The organism is Pseudomonas syringae pv. tomato str. DC3000 (assembly GCF_000007805.1).
Taxonomy (GTDB): Bacteria; Pseudomonadota; Gammaproteobacteria; order Pseudomonadales; family Pseudomonadaceae; genus Aquipseudomonas; species Aquipseudomonas avellanae.
Genome location: NC_004578.1, coordinates 415725 through 432315 on the forward strand (window position 1 = coordinate 415725; position 16591 = coordinate 432315).

General features: G+C 59.7%; 15 protein-coding genes. 9 read left to right on the forward strand and 6 right to left on the reverse strand.

Annotated features, from left to right (window positions below; translation table 11 throughout):
* Position 1: 1 nt before the first annotated feature.
* A complete protein-coding gene (locus PSPTO_RS01980) occupies positions 2-1270 on the reverse strand; it encodes an efflux RND transporter periplasmic adaptor subunit (RefSeq protein ID WP_005763543.1) in 1269 nt (422 codons plus the stop codon).
* Positions 1271-1337: 67 nt separating this feature from the next.
* A complete protein-coding gene (locus tag PSPTO_RS01985) occupies positions 1338-2564 on the reverse strand; it encodes a TolC family protein (protein ID WP_007244563.1) in 1227 nt (408 codons plus the stop codon).
* Between the two features lie 253 nt (positions 2565-2817).
* Here PSPTO_RS01985 and PSPTO_RS01990 point away from each other — a divergent pair, with 253 nt between their 5' ends.
* The 3 genes from PSPTO_RS01990 to PSPTO_RS02000 all read left to right on the forward strand — a co-directional run bounded on the left by PSPTO_RS01990 (position 2818) and on the right by PSPTO_RS02000 (position 5396).
* Positions 2818-3492, forward strand: coding sequence for a heavy metal response regulator transcription factor (locus PSPTO_RS01990; RefSeq protein ID WP_003382360.1), 675 nt, complete (start codon positions 2818-2820; stop codon positions 3490-3492).
* Positions 3489-4880, forward strand: a complete 1392-nt coding sequence (locus PSPTO_RS01995; RefSeq protein ID WP_011103124.1) for a heavy metal sensor histidine kinase — start codon at positions 3489-3491, stop codon at positions 4878-4880. Before PSPTO_RS01990 ends, PSPTO_RS01995 begins: the two co-directional genes overlap by 4 nt.
* A 114-nt stretch (positions 4881-4994) precedes the next feature.
* Positions 4995-5396: an MAPEG family protein gene (locus tag PSPTO_RS02000; protein WP_003382364.1), complete on the forward strand. Its 402-nt coding sequence runs from the start codon at positions 4995-4997 to the stop codon at positions 5394-5396.
* Between the two features lie 53 nt (positions 5397-5449).
* On the opposite strand, the gene PSPTO_RS02005 is transcribed toward PSPTO_RS02000, so the two are convergent.
* The 4 genes from PSPTO_RS02005 to PSPTO_RS02020 form a co-directional block, all read right to left on the reverse strand.
* Positions 5450-5860: a DUF1090 domain-containing protein gene (locus PSPTO_RS02005; RefSeq protein ID WP_005763550.1), complete on the reverse strand. Its 411-nt coding sequence runs from the start codon at positions 5858-5860 to the stop codon at positions 5450-5452.
* A gap of 40 nt (positions 5861-5900) precedes the next feature.
* Positions 5901-7586, reverse strand: coding sequence for an NAD-dependent DNA ligase LigB (ligB, locus tag PSPTO_RS02010; protein WP_011103125.1), 1686 nt, complete (start codon positions 7584-7586; stop codon positions 5901-5903).
* Between the two features lie 222 nt (positions 7587-7808).
* Positions 7809-8999: a methionine adenosyltransferase gene (gene metK / locus PSPTO_RS02015; RefSeq protein WP_002555698.1), complete on the reverse strand. Its 1191-nt coding sequence runs from the start codon at positions 8997-8999 to the stop codon at positions 7809-7811.
* A 20-nt stretch (positions 9000-9019) separates the two neighbouring features.
* On the reverse strand, positions 9020-10015 hold the full coding sequence (locus PSPTO_RS02020; RefSeq protein ID WP_005763555.1) for an ArsR/SmtB family transcription factor: 996 nt from the start codon (positions 10013-10015) through the stop codon (positions 9020-9022).
* 259 nt (positions 10016-10274) lie between these two features.
* On the opposite strand from PSPTO_RS02020, the gene tkt reads away from it, so the two are divergent.
* The 6 genes from tkt to fba all read left to right on the forward strand — a co-directional run bounded on the left by tkt (position 10275) and on the right by fba (position 16497).
* Positions 10275-12272 (forward strand): transketolase, encoded by a 1998-nt coding sequence (gene tkt, locus PSPTO_RS02025; protein ID WP_007244559.1) that lies wholly within the window; start codon positions 10275-10277, stop codon positions 12270-12272.
* A 143-nt stretch (positions 12273-12415) separates the two neighbouring features.
* Positions 12416-13459 (forward strand): erythrose-4-phosphate dehydrogenase, encoded by a 1044-nt coding sequence (epd, locus tag PSPTO_RS02030; protein ID WP_011103126.1) that lies wholly within the window; start codon positions 12416-12418, stop codon positions 13457-13459.
* A 22-nt stretch (positions 13460-13481) separates the two neighbouring features.
* Positions 13482-14645: a phosphoglycerate kinase gene (locus tag PSPTO_RS02035; protein ID WP_005763560.1), complete on the forward strand. Its 1164-nt coding sequence runs from the start codon at positions 13482-13484 to the stop codon at positions 14643-14645.
* A gap of 27 nt (positions 14646-14672) precedes the next feature.
* Positions 14673-14906, forward strand: a complete 234-nt coding sequence (locus PSPTO_RS02040) for a lipoprotein (RefSeq protein WP_003382372.1) — start codon at positions 14673-14675, stop codon at positions 14904-14906.
* A gap of 86 nt (positions 14907-14992) precedes the next feature.
* On the forward strand, positions 14993-15319 hold the full coding sequence (locus PSPTO_RS02045; RefSeq protein WP_003382373.1) for an MliC family protein: 327 nt from the start codon (positions 14993-14995) through the stop codon (positions 15317-15319).
* A gap of 113 nt (positions 15320-15432) precedes the next feature.
* Positions 15433-16497, forward strand: coding sequence for a class II fructose-bisphosphate aldolase (fba, locus tag PSPTO_RS02050; RefSeq protein ID WP_005763563.1), 1065 nt, complete (start codon positions 15433-15435; stop codon positions 16495-16497).
* The last annotated feature ends 94 nt before the right edge of the window (positions 16498-16591 follow it).

Genomic DNA, 16591 nt, shown 5'->3' on the forward strand with positions numbered 1-16591 from the left:
ATCAATGGGCGTGCTCGGCGGAGCCTTTGCCCAGCTCCGACTTGAGGATGAAGCTGCCAGCGGCGGCCACTTGCGTGCCGGCGGCCAGGCCTTTGACGATTTCCACATGACCGCCATCGCGGCGGCCGAGCGTCACCGGCGTCAGCTGAAAACCTTCAGCGTTACGCACGAACACCGACGGTTTTTCTTCAATTGACTGGATTGCGGAGTCGGGCACGCTGACCGCGACACTGGACTGCTCGGCAGCCACTTCGACCGACACGAACAGGCCGGGACGCCATGCGCCCTGCGGGTTGGCAAGTGTGACGCGTACGGCGGCGGCGCGGGTCTGTTCGCCCAGCAAGCTGCCGACGTAACCGATCTTGCCTTCGACCCGCGCATTCAGATCAGGCGCGCTGACGATGACCGGGCGACCGACCACCACCTTGTCCAGATCCCTTGGCGCCACACCGAAGGTCGCCCACACGCGGGACAGATCCGACAGGGTGAACGCGTTGCTCGCTTCGTTGACCATCTCGCCGATGCCGAGGTGTTTCTCCACGACCATCGAGTCAAAGGGCGCGATCAGCTCGTAGCGATTGCCTGCGGAGGGGCTGAGGCTGGCACCGATGGCGCTGATCTTCTGCCGGGCATTGGCGAGGTTGATGTCGGCTTCCTGAAAGTCCTGGCGCGCTTGCAGGTAATCCTGCTCGGCGGAGATCTTGTCTTCCCAGAGTTTCTTCTCGCGTTGCAGGGTCAGGCGCGCCAGTTCCTGACGTCGCTGCGCGGCATTCAGTTCGCTGCGTTGGTCGGAGATCTGCTGGCTGGCGATGACCGCCAGCACCTGGCCCTTTTTCACAGCCTGACCCAGATCGACCTTGACCGACTCGACCACGCCGCTGACCCGAGGCACCACATGCGCGGTGCGGTCTTCATCGAAGCGGATTTCACCGGGGAAGGTCACGGTGGTGCTCATTTGCCGAGGCTCGGCGGTGGCCAGTTCGATGCCGGCCGTCTTGATCTGCTCGGCGGTCAGCTCGATGTGGCCTTCTTCCTCCTCTTCATGGGGCTGTTCTGCGGCTGCGGCACTCGCCTTTTTCGGGTCACTGGCGTGGTCATCGTCGCCGTGGGCGTCCTCTGACTCATGGCCATGCTCCTTATCTGCAGGCTTTTTGTCCGAGGCGTCGGTTTCAGCGGCGAAGGGCAGCATCTGCTGGCTCACCGTCAGACTGCCCAGACCAATGATGACCACCACCGCCAGTGCGATGGCAATGCTTCGTTTGTTATTCATGAAGGCTCCCGGCGATCAGGTACGTGCAGCACCTTTGGATACGCTCGATGTAGGCGGAAAAAGACAGTCAGGGGGTGAAGCTGAACCGGTTGAGATCACCGTGGATACGCTCGATGGCGACCCGCGCTTCGGTGGCCGTCGCCAGTGACTCCAGGTACTGGCTACGGGCCGAAATCAATGTGCGTTGCGCATCCAGCACTTCGAGGAAGCCGAACTTGCCCATCTCGAAACCACGGGTTGCGGTGTCAACGGCGCTTTGCGCGGCAGGCAGGATGACCTTGTTGAATGACTCGACTTCCTGTGCCGCGGTGCTCCACTGATCGAGAGCTGATTGCGTCTGGGTGCGCAGCTTGAGTTCGACGGCATTGCGCAGGTCACGGGACTGGTCGGCACGGCGTGAGGCGGCGAGCACATTGCCCTGATTGCGATCGAACAACGGCAGCGGCATCGACAGCCCCACAACGTTGACCCGCTCGCGCTCTTCGCGGCTGTACTGGCTGCCGACGCTGACGGTCAGGTCGGGAATGCGCTTGGCGCGTTCCGAGCCGAGTGCGGCTTCGCGCTGTTCGATCCGGGTCTGGGCCAGGCGCAGCTCGGCGGACTGATTGAGGGCGGTCATCATCCTTGCACTCGATGGCGATTTGCCCGGCGACAGGTCGGTGTAATCCAGGCGCTCGAAAGAGGCGGTCGGCGAGCCGGTGGCGCGTGCCAGTTCACGGTTGCTGTTGATTTTCAGGGTTTCGGCACGGCGTACCAGCAAGTCGGTTTCTGCCAGCTGCACTTGTGCGCGGGTGGCTTCGACCGGCGAGACCTTGCCCGCCCGCACACGTCCTTCGGCGACATGCAGGCCGCGCTCGGCCAGTGCCCTGGACTGACGCGCCAGCTCCAGACCTGCCTGCGCCCGCGCTGCGGCATAAAACGCCTGAACCACGTCGGCGCGCAGTTCGTTGCCACGCTGTTCAAGCTCCAGTCTGGCAGCGTCCTGACCCTTGCCGGCCGCTTCGATACGCGCACCGCGTTTGCCGCCCAGTTCCAGCGCCTGGCTGAGCATCACGGTGGTGGTGCTGGTGTCGCGGCGGGTGTCTTCCACTTCCCACGACAGCACCGGGTTGGGGATCAGTCCGGCCTGCTGGCGATCACCCTCTGCAACACCGATTTCCCACTGCGCGGCTGCAAGCTCAGGGTTGTGGGCAAAGGCCGCTTCCAGTGCCTGCGGCAGGCTGATGCCCTGGGCACTTGCCACACCGGGGGCAACAAGCGGTAACAGCAACAGGCAAAATGCGCCGACTCTCATGCCGGGCACCTTGCAAAGCGGTCTGTACGTTGCATGCGTACATCGTTGCGCAGTCCCATGAATCACCCCTCAAAGCAGAAATTAACAACCAGGCACTTGGGCGCTGAAGTTGGCTGGGGTGACTTTATGCAATGGGAGTTATCAGAGGGATTGCCGGAAAATTACGATTCTGTTATCCAGCAAGATAAGCGTTTCTTTTCAGTACACTGCACGGCATCGTCATCATCCGCTCATCAAACAGGAAGCCTGACTTATGCGAATCCTTGTCGTCGAGGACGAGCCGAAAACTGCCGAGTACATGCATCAGGGTCTGACCGAGAGTGGCTATGTCGTCGATATCGCCGCCACCGGGCTCGATGGGCTCTACCTCGCGCAGCATCAGGCTTACGATGTGGTGATACTGGACGTGAACCTGCCGGAAATGGACGGCTGGGAAGTGCTGAGCCGCCTGAGAAAAACCGTCAATACGCGCATCATGATGGTCACGGCACGGGGGCGTCTGGAAGAAAAGGTCAAAGGCCTGGAAATGGGCGCAGACGACTATTTGGTCAAGCCGTTTGAATTTCCCGAGCTGCTGGCGCGGGTTCGCACCCTCATGCGCCGCAGCGAGCAGACCACCACCGCCAAAGTGTTGCAGGTCGGCGACCTGGAGCTCGATCAGGGTCGGCACCGGGCGTTTCGCGGCAAGCAGCGTATTGATCTGACCACCAAGGAGTTCGCGCTGCTGCACCTGTTGATGCGCCACAGCGGCGAGGTCATGTCGCGCACCCAGATTATCTCGTTGGTATGGGACATGAACTTCGATTGCGACACCAACGTGGTGGAAGTGTCGATCCGCCGCTTGCGGGCGAAGATCGATGATCCGTTCGAGACCAAGCTGATTCACACCCTGCGCGGCGTGGGCTATGTGCTGGAAGTGCGCGAATGACGCCGACCCGTCTCTCGACGCGCTTGGGGCTGACGGTTACTGCGCTGATTGCCTGCCTGGTGCTGGTGATGGAGATGCTGGCTTATATGGCTATTTCCCGGCAGCTCGATGTGCGCGCCGAAGACAGCCTGAACGAGAAGTTTGCGCAGATCGAACACAGTATGAGTGAGGGTTTTCTCGCCATAGAAGACATCGTTCAATACCCCCACACCCTGCGCGACCAGATTGTCGGCCACGACAGCTACTCGTTGGCGGTGCTCGATTCGAGCAAGCCACGCCAACAATTGATGATGGTCGGTAACGAGGAAGGGCGGAACCTGCCTATCCCCGATGCCGACCGCATACCCCAGGGTTTTCAGGAGTTGCAGTCGGTACACGGCCACAAGATTCTGATGGGTTATCGGGAAATACGCCTCAAGACCGGCCAGGACATTCTGGTCAGGTTGTCAATGGACCGGGAAAGCGACAGCACGCTGCTGCATGCTTATCTGAAATCGACATTCTTTATCCTGCCGTTGATTCTGCTGCTGGTCGGCTTTGGCGTCTGGTGGGTGGTGCGTCGTGCCCTCAGGCCGTTGCGGGCGTTCCGTAAAGTGACCGCGCTGATCTCGGCCCGCGATCTGTCGCATCGCATGAAAATAAAAGGCTTGCCTGATGAGCTGCGCGATCTGGCCCATGCGGTCAATTTCATGCTGCACCGGCTGGACGGCGATGTGCAGCAACTGGCGCAGTTTTCCGACGACCTGGCGCACGAATTGCGCTCGCCGATGAACAACCTGATGGGCAAGGCGCAGGTCACGCTGTCCCGGCCGCGCCCTTCGGAAGAATACAAACAGGCGCTGGAGTCTTGTACCGAAGAACTGGAGCGCATGTCGCGCATGATCAGCCAGATGCTGTTTCTTGCCAGCGTAAGTCAGCCCGCTGCGCCGTTGCCGCTTGAGGTGATCGATCTGGGGGAAGAAGCAGAGAAGGTCGCCGAGCTGTTTTCATCGTCGGCCGAAGATCGCGACATCACCCTGCAGGTGCACGTGGCTGCGAAGGTGTCGGGCGACAAACTGATGATCCAGCGGGCGATTTCAAACCTGCTGTCCAATGCCATTCGCCACGGTTTGGCTGGCAGTGTCATTACCATTACCCTTGATACGCACGAGGATGAAGTCTGGTTGGCAGTGCGCAATGCGGGCGACGGCATCGACGCCGAGCACTTGCCGCGACTGTTCGACCGTTTTTACCGCGTGCACGTCAGTCGTGCCCGGCAGCAGGGCGGTACGGGGCTGGGGCTGGCCATCGTGCGTTCCATCATGAGCCTGCATGAGGGGCAGGTGACGGTGCAGAGCGAGCCAGGACAGTTCACTACCTTCAACCTGATTTTCCCGAGACGGGTCTAAGTGGGCGGTTATAGGTCGCACGTCGAGAACCTTTCGCTGAGCTATGGTTCATAAGGTTGTAACCGGGTGTGCCCGGCATGCTTCAATCGAAGCTGAACCTATAAGGATGGACGTATGACAGTTGCTTTCTGGTGCGTGCTGGTCGCGATATTGCTGCCGATTATCTGTGCGGGCATCGCCAAGTTCGGCAGCGGCAAATTTGGCAGCGGACACAATCATGATCCGCGCGCCTTTCTCGACAAGCTGGAGGGTTTTCCGCGACGCGCGCACGCCGCGCAGCTCAACAGCTTTGAAGTGACCCCTGCGTTTGCCGCCGCGGTGATCATTGCGCACATCGCGGGCAATGCGCAGTTGGTCACCATTGATGTACTGGCGGTGCTGTTTATCACCAGCCGTCTGCTCTACATCATTTTCTATCTGGCAGACCTTGCGGCGTTGCGTTCGGTTGTCTGGCTGGCCGGCATGGGCCTGATTATCGCGCTGTTCGGGGTGTCGGCTTTCCCGGCGGTGTCCTGACACATGCTGCGGCGCTGTCGGTCAGCCGAAGCGCCGCGTCCTGGCAACCTTGATCAATCGTCTGACTGGACTTTTTCGAGGTCAGTCTGGGCTTCCTGCAGTTCCTTGCGCGACTCGGCAAGCTTGTCTTTGCGCTTGTTGATCTTCTCTGGATCACCCTTGTCCATGGCCTTGTTCAGATCGGTCTGACGACGGCTGACCTCACGTTTGGCGTCCAGCACCTTTTGTTCGCGCTGTTTGAGCAGCGAGGTTTCCGTGCAGTTGGCATTGACTTCGGCGAGCGCCTTTTCCAGCCCGCTTTGCTCGGCCTTGTTGCCCTCGGTCTTGGCATCCTGAATCTGGCTGCTGATTTGCTGACTTTTGATCAGGCACTCAGAGGGTGGCGGTGCCTGTTCGGCGGCCAGCAAGCTGGTTGCCAGCAGAGTGCAACTGGTGAAAAGGATCAGCGGTGACAAAAACTGCATATGAACTCCGTTTGAATACGGACAAAAAAATGAACGTCCGCTACTTAAAACCTGAAATGCCCTGAGCCTGCAATTGCTGGCTTAGTGCCTGTACGTGTGGGTCCTGAAAAAATGCCCTGAGTTTTGCCGCGCGCCCTGGACCAATACCCGGTTCTGCCTGCCATTGCTCGACGCTGCGTTCGGCCAGGTCGTGCCAGTTATCAGGCAGTTTTGCATTCCCGGCAGGCGGCAAGCCAATGGCCTTGAGCCATGTCTGGAAGGGCCTTTCACGGGCTGTTTGCAGGCTGTCGAGCAGTTTATCGCTGCTGCGCTCGGCGAGGCCGGGAATGTTAGCAAGCTCAGCATGATTCAGGGTCATCCAATCGAGCAAGCCACTGATGTGGCCGCTTTCAATGAGCTTGTCCCAAGTCCCCGGACCCACGCCTGGCAAGGCTAAACCCTTCTTGCCGCTGAGCCACACCAGCCTGGCGCGGAACTGGCTTTCGCAGCCGGGTGCGGCTTGCCAGCAGCTCGATTCATGATAGTCGCTGGCGTGCGGAACGCTCATTTCAGCGCGCTCGGCGGCACGAGAGACCACGCCGTCGAGCCGAGGGATGGTCAACCCGGCCAGGCTCACGGCGATATGGTCGCCCGGCCTTATGTCGAGTTTTTCCCAGCGTGACAGTGAACCTGCGCTGATACGGCTGACGGTGCGATCATCGAGGCGCACTGGCGTCAGTTCCAGCACCGGTGCGATCTTGCCGGTGCGGCCGATGTTGAAATGCACCTTGCGCACCTCCGCCAGCGCTTGGGCATAGGGATGTTTCCAGGCAGCAATCCAGTAGGGCGCGCTGGCCTGCCAGCGCTGCGCCGGTGGCCGTTGACCCTGGCGCATGATCACGCCGTCTGTGGCGAACGGCAGAGGGTTGCGATACCAATGCTCGCGCCAATCTGCTGCCTGAGCGTGGTTTTCCAGCGGGTGCGTGTACGCAACACTGTGGTTAAAACCCATGGCTTGCAGGCCGGCGAGTCGCTGAGCCATATCGGCAGGCCCGTCTGGCCAGTCCCAGACGAACAAGCCGATGGCGTCGGCCTGTTGCGGGCTGATGGTCTGCCGGGCCAGCATGCCTGCCACCTTGCTGCGAGCATTGACGCTGCCGGACGCCGCCTGTACGTGGTCGGTCAGTCGCCAATACAGTTCGCCCTGCAGGATCAGCGAGTCGGGCTGGGGTAACTGTTGAGGGATCGCCTTGATCAGCCGTGCCTGTGGGGTCCAGTCCTGGCCTTGTGTCCCGTCACCGCGACTGATCGCCTGCACGAGCCTGCCCTCGTCGTAGACCAGCGTGACCGCCACGCCATCGACCTTGGGCTGAATCCACAGATCGGTTCTGCCCTTGAGCCAGGCCTTGACGTCTTTCTCGTCCGCGAGTTTGTTCACACCTGTGTGCGGGACGGGGTGTGCCAGCGGGCCAGTGGCGGTTTTCAGCGGATTGGCCTGAGGTGTAGACACTGCAAAGCACGAACGCCAGTCGTTCAGCTTTTGCCGGGATTGGTCATAAAGCTCGTCCGGGATTTGCGAGAGGCCTTGCCGGTGGTAACTGTCGTCCCAGCTGGCTATTTGCTGTTGCAGGGCTGTGATTTCGCTGCTCGCCCTGGCGTGAGACCAGTCGGGGCACTGGCTGGCATGGCTGAGCGTTGTGAAAAAAGTCAGGAGGGCGCAGGTCATCAGGCGTAAGGCAGGCAACATCGAAGCATCCTTGCTTTAGGAATTGGCCCGATGAGGCTAGCTGCTGGTGTGGTTTATCGCCGAGAGGTCTGGTTACCGGGTTTTGCCGAAGCCCGGTGCCGCATGTTTGATGAGAGGACGCAGAGCGTCCAGAACGGCATGCGACGCGGAGCGTCGCACGATAATCTTCAGGCGAAAAAAAGCCCCGAACGACTTGGTCGTTCGGGGCTTCTTTCGGGGTTTTTACAGGCCGGCAGCGGCGCGCAGGGCGTCGGCGCGGTCGGTTTTTTCCCAGGTGAAGGCGGTGAAGGTGTCATCGCCAACGGTCATTTCGACCGGGGTACGACCGAAGTGGCCGTAGGCCGCAGTGGCCTGGTACATCGGGTGCAGCAGGTCGAGCATGGTGGTGATTGCGTAAGGACGCAGATCGAAGTTGTCGCGGACCAGCTTGATGATCTTGTCGTCCGACAGCTTGCCGGTGCCGAAGGTGTTCAGCGAGATCGACGTAGGCTGAGCCACACCGATGGCGTAGGACACCTGAATTTCGCAGCGCTCGGCCAGACCGGCAGCGACGATGTTCTTGGCCACGTAACGACCGGCGTAGGCCGCCGAACGGTCAACCTTCGATGGATCCTTGCCGGAGAACGCACCGCCACCGTGACGGGCCATGCCGCCGTAGGTGTCGACGATGATCTTGCGACCGGTCAGACCACAGTCGCCTACCGGGCCACCGATGATGAAGTTGCCGGTCGGGTTGATGTGGAACTGGGTGTCCTTGTGCAGCAGGTGCGCAGGAATGACGTGCTTGACGATCAGTTCCATTACGCCTTCGCGCAGGTCTTTGTAGGACACATCCGGGTTGTGCTGGGTCGACAGGACGATGGCATCGACGCCGACCACTTTGCCGTTTTCATAGCGGCAAGTGACCTGGGATTTTGCATCCGGGCGCAACCACGGCAGCAGGCCGGATTTGCGGGCTTCGGCCTGACGCTGTACCAACTGGTGAGAGAAGGTGATCGGCGCTGGCATCAGCACGTCGGTTTCGTTGCTGGCATAGCCGAACATCAGGCCCTGGTCGCCAGCGCCCTGATCTTCAGGCTTGCTGCGGTCAACGCCCTGAGCGATGTCCACCGACTGCTTGCCGATGATATTCATCACGCCGCAGGTCGCGCCGTCGAAGCCGACGTCGGAGCTGTTGTAGCCGATGTCGAGGATGACGTTACGCACGATGTCTTCCAGATCGACCCAGGCCGAAGTCGACACTTCGCCAGCGATGATTGCAACGCCGGTCTTGACCAGCGTTTCGCACGCTACACGGGCGTATTTGTCTTCAGCGATGATGGCGTCCAGAACCGCGTCGGAAATCTGGTCGGCGATCTTGTCCGGATGCCCTTCGGACACGGACTCGGAGGTGAAAAGTGAGTATTCGCTCATCTCTACGGGTTTCCTTCATTTTACCGATGGTGAGTGTTGCCAGCCGGTCGCTGAAAATGGCGAACCTGGATCTGGAAACCATTACGTAAGCCTACATAGAGGCTTTCCCCGGGAACTAGCCCCGCAGCGATGGCCCAACGGGCCAGGTCTTCCTGCTCGAAACCTAACCAGAGATCGCCACAGGCCTCTCTGGCCCAACTCTGGTCATGACTACACAGTTCTGTTACCAGCAAGCTACCGCCGGGTTTTACATGGTCGGCCAGTTGCCTCAAGGCTTCGGCCGGTGCTGCAAAGTGGTGAAGCACCATGTTGAGGACGACACAATCGGCACTGACTTTAGTGTCGGTCAGTGCATCGGCCAGTCTCAGCTCAACGTTAGCCAGTGCCCTGCGCTCGCACAGGCCCCGCGCCAGTTCAAGCATGGCCGGGCTGCTGTCCATGGCAATCACCTGCTGGAAGCGTTGCGCCAGCTCTGGCAGAAAGCCGCCGTCCCCGGGGCCTACTTCCAGCGCCGTTGCCTGCGCACCGAAGCTCAGTTTGTCGAGCAGCGTCAGCAGGCTCTCGCTGTATTGCGCCAGCCCTGCAATCAGGTCTTGCTGAGCGCGAAATTTCTCTGCAGTGCGGGCAAAAAAGTCCTGGCTGGCCAGTGCGCGCTGGCGATGCACCAGGCTGATACGCCCCTGAACATCATCGGGCAAGCCTAGCGTATCGATTTCATCGAGCAACGCTGCATGCAGCCTGCCGCCGGGCAGATCGGTATGCGGCAGGGCGCGACGGTAGAAAATCGCATTGCCTTCACGCCTTGTCGCAACCAGATCAGCCTGCGCCAGCACTTTGAGGTGGTGACTCATGCCGGACTGGCCAATGGCAAAAATCTGCGCCAGTTCCAGCACGCCAAACGAATCGTTGCTCAGCGCGCGCAGTACATTCAGTCGCAAAGGGTCGCCGCCGGCCTTGCACAATGCAGAGAGGTCGTCGCAGGCGTCATGGCGAATGGCAGGTACGCGCAGGTTCATGGTTGCGCAGTCTAAAGAGCGATCCTGAACGTCGCAAGGGCAATATCAAAAAGTTTTGATATTGCTTGATGGGTGGCATCGGTCAGGCGTTGTGAACTTGTCGCGCTGATGGGTAATCCAGTTCTTACAGACCAAATAATGTCCGTGATGCAGGAAAAAAGCCTATGGTCGACTATCTGTGATTGCCCCCGGCCTGTCCCTGAGGGAAAATGGCAGTCTTTTTTCCGATCCTAATTTTACAATTCCCAGGAGATCAGCGATGCCAAGCCGTCGTGAGCGTGCCAATGCTATTCGTGCCCTAAGCATGGATGCCGTGCAAAAAGCCAACAGCGGCCATCCGGGTGCCCCGATGGGCATGGCGGATATCGCGGAGGTTCTGTGGCGCGATTATCTGAAACACAACCCGACCAACCCGTCGTTTGCCGACCGTGACCGCTTCATCATGTCCAACGGCCACGGCTCGATGCTGGTCTATTCACTGCTGCACCTGACCGGCTATGACCTGTCCATCGACGATCTGAAAAACTTCCGTCAGTTGCACAGCCGCACGCCGGGCCACCCGGAGTTCGGCTACACCCCAGGCGTTGAAACCACCACTGGCCCACTGGGTCAGGGTTTTGCCAATGCCGTCGGTTTCGCCGCTGCCGAGAAGACACTCGCTGCACAGTTCAACCGTCCAGGCCACTCCATCGTTGATCACCATACCTACGTGTTCATGGGTGATGGCTGCATGATGGAAGGCATTTCTCACGAAGTCGCCTCCCTGGCCGGTACGCTGCAACTGGGCAAACTGATCGCGTTCTACGATGACAACGGCATCTCCATCGACGGCGAAGTTGAAGGCTGGTTCACCGATGACACGCCAAAGCGCTTTGAAGCCTACGGCTGGCAGGTCATTCGCAATGTCGACGGTCATGACGCCGACGAGATCAAGACCGCCATCGACACGGCCCGCAAAAGCGATCAGCCAACGCTGATCTGCTGCAAGACCACCATCGGTTTCGGCTCGCCGAACAAGCAGGGTAAGGAAGAATCCCACGGTGCACCGCTGGGCGCTGACGAAATCGCCCTGACCCGCGCTGCCCTGAAGTGGAACCATGGTCCTTTTGAAATCCCGGCTGATATCTACGCCGAGTGGAATGCGAAGGAAAAAGGTCTGGCTGTTGAAGCCGAGTGGGACCAGCGCTTTGCTGCCTACTCTGCTGCCTTCCCGGAGCTGGCCAATGAATTTATCCGTCGCATGAGCGGCGAACTGCCTGCTGACTTTGCCGAGAAGTCGGCGGCTTACGTTGCCGAAGTCAACGCCAAGGGCGAAACCATTGCCAGCCGCAAGGCCAGTCAGAACGCGCTGAGCGCACTGGGCCCGTTGCTGCCGGAAATTCTCGGCGGTTCGGCTGACCTGGCCGGTTCCAACCTGACCATCTGGAAAGGCTGCAAGAGCATCACCGGCGAAGACCCTAACGGCAACTACCTGCATTACGGCGTTCGCGAATTCGGCATGGCCGCCATGATGAACGGTATCGCTCTGCACGGTGGCTTCGTGCCATACGGCGCAACCTTCCTGATCTTCATGGAATACGCGCGCAATGCGGTGCGTATGGCCTCGTTGATGAAGAAGCGCGTGATCTACGTGTTCACCCATGACTCTATCGGTCTGGGCGAAGACGGTCCGACTCACCAGCCAATCGAGCAGCTGACCAGCCTGCGTACCACGCCGAACCTGGACACCTGGCGTCCGGCAGATGCCGTTGAATCGGCTGTGGCCTGGAAATACTCGCTGGAGCGTAACGACGGCCCGTCCGCGCTGATCTTCTCGCGTCAGAACCTGACTCACCAGGCGCGCGAACAGCAGCAAATAGATGCCATCGCTCGTGGTGGTTATGTATTGCGCGACTGCGCTGCAGAACCCGAGCTGATCCTGATCGCGACCGGCTCTGAAGTCGGTCTGGCCGTTGAAGCCTACGAAAAGCTGACCGCTCAGGGTCGCAACGTTCGTGTGGTTTCCATGCCATGCACCAGCGTGTTCGAAGCGCAGGACGCGGGCTACAAGCAAGCCGTTCTGCCGCTTCAGGTCAGCGCACGTATCGCCATCGAAGCGGCCCATGCCGACTACTGGTACAAATACGTGGGCCTGGAAGGCCGCGTGATCGGCATGACCACCTTCGGCGAGTCGGCGCCTGCGCCGCTGCTGTTCGAAGAGTTCGGCTTCACGCTGGAAAACGTCCTGAGCATTGCTGAAGAGCTGCTGGAAGACTGATCAGCTGCTTGATGGTTTGTGTTTGATTTTGTGGGAGCGGACTTGTCCGCGAATGCAGCAACTCGGTAAATCAGCTACACCGAGTGCTCCCATTCGCGGACAAGTCCGCTCCCACATGACTGTTATTCCCTGGCGAAAATGTCATGCCCCAGCCCCGCCCTTACAAAGTTGCTCTGAACGGTTACGGCCGTATTGGCCGTTGTGTTGTACGCGCGTTGTGCGAGCGGGGGACCAAGGCCGGGTTTGAAGTGGTTGCCATCAACGATCTGGCTGACATGGCCAGTCTCGAATACCTCACGCGCTTTGACTCCACACATGGCCGGTTTCCCGGCGAAGTGCGGGTCGAAGGGCAATACCTGCATATCAACGACCACCGTATCAAGGTGCTGCGCAGTGCGACGCCGGAGGGCATCGACTGGGCCGGGCTGGAAGTCGATCTGGTGCTTGAATGCTCAGGTGTTTACAACACCCGTGACGACGGCCAGCGTTTTCTCGCGGCCGGCGCGCCACGGGTGCTGTTTTCCCAGCCGATGGCCAGTGAGCGCGATGTCGATGCCACTGTGGTGTTCGGCATCAATCAGCAGAAAATGACCGGCCGGGAATTACTGGTTTCCGCAGCGTCGTGCACCACCAACTGCAGTGTGCCGCTGCTGCGTTTGCTGGATCAGGCCATCGGGCTTGAATACATCACCATCACCACAATCCACTCGGCGATGAACGATCAACCGGTGATCGATGCTTATCACCACGAAGATCTGCGCCGCACACGCTCGGCGTTCCAGTCAATCATTCCGGTGTCCACCGGTCTGGCGAGGGGAATCGAGCGGCTGCTTCCGGAACTTGCCGGCCGAATTCAGGCCAAAGCTGTTCGTGTGCCGACCGTCAATGTGTCGTGCCTGGACATCACATTGCAAACGGCGCGGGACACCGATGCCGTGGAAATCAACCGTATCCTGCGCGAGGCTGCCACCAGCGGCCCGCTCAAGGGGCTGCTGGCCTACACTGAGTTGCCGCACGCCAGTTGCGATTTCAATCATGACCCGCATTCGTCGATTGTCGATGCGAGTCAGACCCGCGTTTCTGGTCCAAGGCTGGTGAATCTGCTGGCCTGGTTCGATAACGAGTGGGGCTTTGCCAATCGAATGCTCGACGTCGCTGATCACTTTTTGCGCGTCGCTGACCAATAACAGTAAAAAAACAGGAATGCTCATGACCGTCTTGAAGATGACCGACCTCGATCTGCAAGGTAAACGTGTACTGATCCGCGAAGACCTCAACGTCCCGATAAAGGACGGCGTTGTCAGCAGCGATGCACGTATTCTTGCTTCGCTGCCGACCATCAGGCTGGCGCTGGAAAAAGGCGCGGCTGTCATGGTCTGCTCGCACCTTGGCCGTCCGACCGAGGGCGAGTTTTCTGCTGAAAACAGCCTCAAGCCGGTTGCTGAATACCTGAGCAAGGCATTGGGTCGTGACGTTCCGCTGGTCGCCGATTACCTGGACGGCGTTGACGTCAAGGCGGGCGATATCGTGCTGTTCGAGAACGTTCGCTTCAACAAGGGCGAGAAAAAGAACGCCGACGAGCTGGCGCAGAAGTACGCGGCCCTGTGCGACGTGTTCGTGATGGACGCTTTTGGCACCGCTCACCGCGCTGAAGGCTCGACCCACGGCGTGGCCAAATACGCCAAGGTTGCCGCTGCTGGCCCGTTGCTGGCTGCCGAACTGGAAGCGCTGGGCAAGGCGCTGGGCGCTCCGGCTCAGCCAATGGCTGCTATTGTTGCCGGCTCCAAAGTGTCCACCAAGCTGGACGTGCTCAACAGCCTGAGCGCGATCTGCGATCAGTTGATTGTTGGCGGCGGGATTGCCAACACCTTTCTGGCTGCAGCCGGTCACAAGGTCGGTAAATCGCTTTACGAGCCAGACCTGCTCGACACCGCGCGCGCCATTGCCGCCAAGGTCAGCGTGCCGTTGCCGACTGACGTGGTGGTTGCCAAGGAATTCGCCGAGAGTGCCACTGCAACCGTCAAGCTGATCGCCGATGTGGCCGACGACGACATGATTCTGGATATTGGTCCACAGACTGCTGCGCACTTCGCCGAACTGTTGAAATCTTCCGGGACTATCCTGTGGAACGGTCCGGTTGGCGTGTTCGAATTCGACCAGTTCGGTGAAGGCACCAAAACGCTGGCCAAGGCCATTGCTGAAAGCAAAGCGTTCTCCATCGCGGGTGGTGGCGACACCCTGGCCGCGATCGACAAGTACGGTGTGGCAGATCAGATTTCCTATATTTCGACCGGTGGCGGTGCGTTCCTCGAATTCGTGGAAGGCAAGGTTCTGCCAGCGGTTGAAATGCTCGAACAACGTGCCAGGGCCTGAGTAGTGGCTTTGGACAAGGAGTAGTCAATGGTCAGGGCGTTACCGTGGTTTCTCATCGCAGGTTTGCTGGCCGGTTGCGCGGGCAAACCTGCGGCTGATGAGGTGGAGAGTGATTCCCAGACCCAGCCGCTCCAGCTGAGCTGCTATCAGGCGGGCTGGCAAGCCGAGACCGTGCCGGTGATCTACAAGCGTGGCGGGCCGGAGGTGTGGGATCGGTACGAATTCATGCCGCGCAAAACCGGCAGCGTGGGTTGCCTGTAGTTCAGGCCTGAGACCGGTCAGTCACGATTGACCGGCTTCGGTGGTTTTTATTGAATGAATATTTTTCCGAGCAGCCAGGAGACGTGATGAAAGGCGTGATTGCCCTTGGGGTTTTTGCACTGCTTGGCGGTTGTTCGAGCATGAGCACACCGCAGCAGAATGATCCTTGGAACCGTTGGGTCTGCGACAGCAATGCAGAGGTCAACTGGCGCTACATCGACTCGGCCAAAAAGGAAGTCGATGTTCGCCTCAATCAGAGCGACCAGGTGTTCAGGCTCAAGGCTGAACCCGGCGCTGCCAGCGGAACGCTGTACAGCAACAACGTGTTGGCATTCGTCAACAAGGGTAGCGAGGGCCTGATCTACTGGGACGCTACCAACGATCTGATCGGTCGCGGCTGCAAGGCCCGATAAGCCGGATCACGCGCACACACGCCCGGCCCTTGTGGCCGTGCCTATAACTTGAATAGCAGCCGCCACTACGGCAGGCTTGCACGATAACGACCCTACCGGGAGAGAGACAGACAATGGCACTTATCAGCATGCGCCAGATGTTGGACCACGCAGCCGAATTCGGCTATGGCGTTCCAGCTTTCAACGTAAACAACCTGGAACAGATGCGCGCCATTATGGAAGCGGCCGACAAGACCGACTCCCCGGTGATCGTTCAGGCTTCTGCCGGTGCCCGCAAATACGCCGGTGCGCCGTTCCTGCGCCACCTGATTCTGGCGGCAATTGAAGAGTTTCCGCACATCCCGGTGGTCATGCACCAGGACCACGGCACCAGCCCTGATATCTGCCAGCGCTCGATCCAGCTGGGCTTCAGCTCGGTCATGATGGACGGCTCGCTGCGTGAAGACGGCAAGACCCCGGCTGACTATGACTACAACGTCGATGTGACCCGTCGCGTAGTGGCCTTTGCCCACGCCTGCGGTGTTTCCGTGGAAGGCGAGCTGGGTGTTCTGGGTTCGCTGGAAACCGGCATGGCCGGTGAAGAAGACGGCGTTGGCGCAGAGGGCGTTCTGGACCACAGCCAGATGCTGACTGACCCCGAGGAAGCGGCTGACTTCGTCAAGCGCACCCAGGTTGATGCACTGGCCATCGCCATCGGCACCAGCCACGGCGCGTACAAGTTCACCAAGCCGCCTACCGGCGACATCCTGGCGATCGAGCGGATCAAAGAGATCCACAAGCGCATCCCGAACACTCACCTTGTGATGCACGGTTCTTCATCGGTCCCACAGGAATGGCTGAAGATCATCAACGAGTTCGGCGGCGACATCAAAGAAACGTACGGCGTGCCGGTCGAAGAAATCGTTGAAGGCATCAAGCACGGCGTGCGCAAGGTCAACATCGACACTGACCTGCGTCTGGCTTCTACCGGTGCCATCCGCGAATTCATGGCCAAACACCCAAGCGAGTTCGACCCGCGCAAGTACCTGGCCAAAACCGTTTCGGCCATGCGCGACGTGTGCATCGCGCGTTACGAAGCATTCGGCACCGCTGGCAACGCCTCGAAGATCAAACCGGTCTCCCTGGACGCCATGTTCGAACGCTACGCCCGTGGCGAGCTGGATGCCAAGATCAACTGAGTTGATCGAGCATTGAAGAAACCCGCAGAAATGCGGGTTTCTTTATAGCGCTTTGATATTGGTTGCGAGGCTTGGATTTGTGACGCAGAGCGTG

What these genes read in the sequence shown, in the direction of transcription:
- PSPTO_RS01980 (WP_005763543.1), bottom strand. Translation starts at nt 1,270, where the DNA reads ATGAATAACAAACGAAGCATTGCCATCGCACTGGCGGTGGTGGTCATC.
- PSPTO_RS01985 (WP_007244563.1), bottom strand. Translation starts at nt 2,564, where the DNA reads ATGAGAGTCGGCGCATTTTGCCTGTTGCTGTTACCGCTTGTTGCCCCC.
- PSPTO_RS01990 (WP_003382360.1), top strand. Translation starts at nt 2,818, where the DNA reads ATGCGAATCCTTGTCGTCGAGGACGAGCCGAAAACTGCCGAGTACATG.
- PSPTO_RS01995 (WP_011103124.1), top strand. Translation starts at nt 3,489, where the DNA reads ATGACGCCGACCCGTCTCTCGACGCGCTTGGGGCTGACGGTTACTGCG.
- PSPTO_RS02000 (WP_003382364.1), top strand. Translation starts at nt 4,995, where the DNA reads ATGACAGTTGCTTTCTGGTGCGTGCTGGTCGCGATATTGCTGCCGATT.
- PSPTO_RS02005 (WP_005763550.1), bottom strand. Translation starts at nt 5,860, where the DNA reads ATGCAGTTTTTGTCACCGCTGATCCTTTTCACCAGTTGCACTCTGCTG.
- ligB (WP_011103125.1), bottom strand. Translation starts at nt 7,586, where the DNA reads ATGTTGCCTGCCTTACGCCTGATGACCTGCGCCCTCCTGACTTTTTTC.
- metK (WP_002555698.1), bottom strand. Translation starts at nt 8,999, where the DNA reads ATGAGCGAATACTCACTTTTCACCTCCGAGTCCGTGTCCGAAGGGCAT.
- PSPTO_RS02020 (WP_005763555.1), bottom strand. Translation starts at nt 10,015, where the DNA reads ATGAACCTGCGCGTACCTGCCATTCGCCATGACGCCTGCGACGACCTC.
- tkt (WP_007244559.1), top strand. Translation starts at nt 10,275, where the DNA reads ATGCCAAGCCGTCGTGAGCGTGCCAATGCTATTCGTGCCCTAAGCATG.
- epd (WP_011103126.1), top strand. Translation starts at nt 12,416, where the DNA reads ATGCCCCAGCCCCGCCCTTACAAAGTTGCTCTGAACGGTTACGGCCGT.
- PSPTO_RS02035 (WP_005763560.1), top strand. Translation starts at nt 13,482, where the DNA reads ATGACCGTCTTGAAGATGACCGACCTCGATCTGCAAGGTAAACGTGTA.
- PSPTO_RS02040 (WP_003382372.1), top strand. Translation starts at nt 14,673, where the DNA reads ATGGTCAGGGCGTTACCGTGGTTTCTCATCGCAGGTTTGCTGGCCGGT.
- PSPTO_RS02045 (WP_003382373.1), top strand. Translation starts at nt 14,993, where the DNA reads ATGAAAGGCGTGATTGCCCTTGGGGTTTTTGCACTGCTTGGCGGTTGT.
- fba (WP_005763563.1), top strand. Translation starts at nt 15,433, where the DNA reads ATGGCACTTATCAGCATGCGCCAGATGTTGGACCACGCAGCCGAATTC.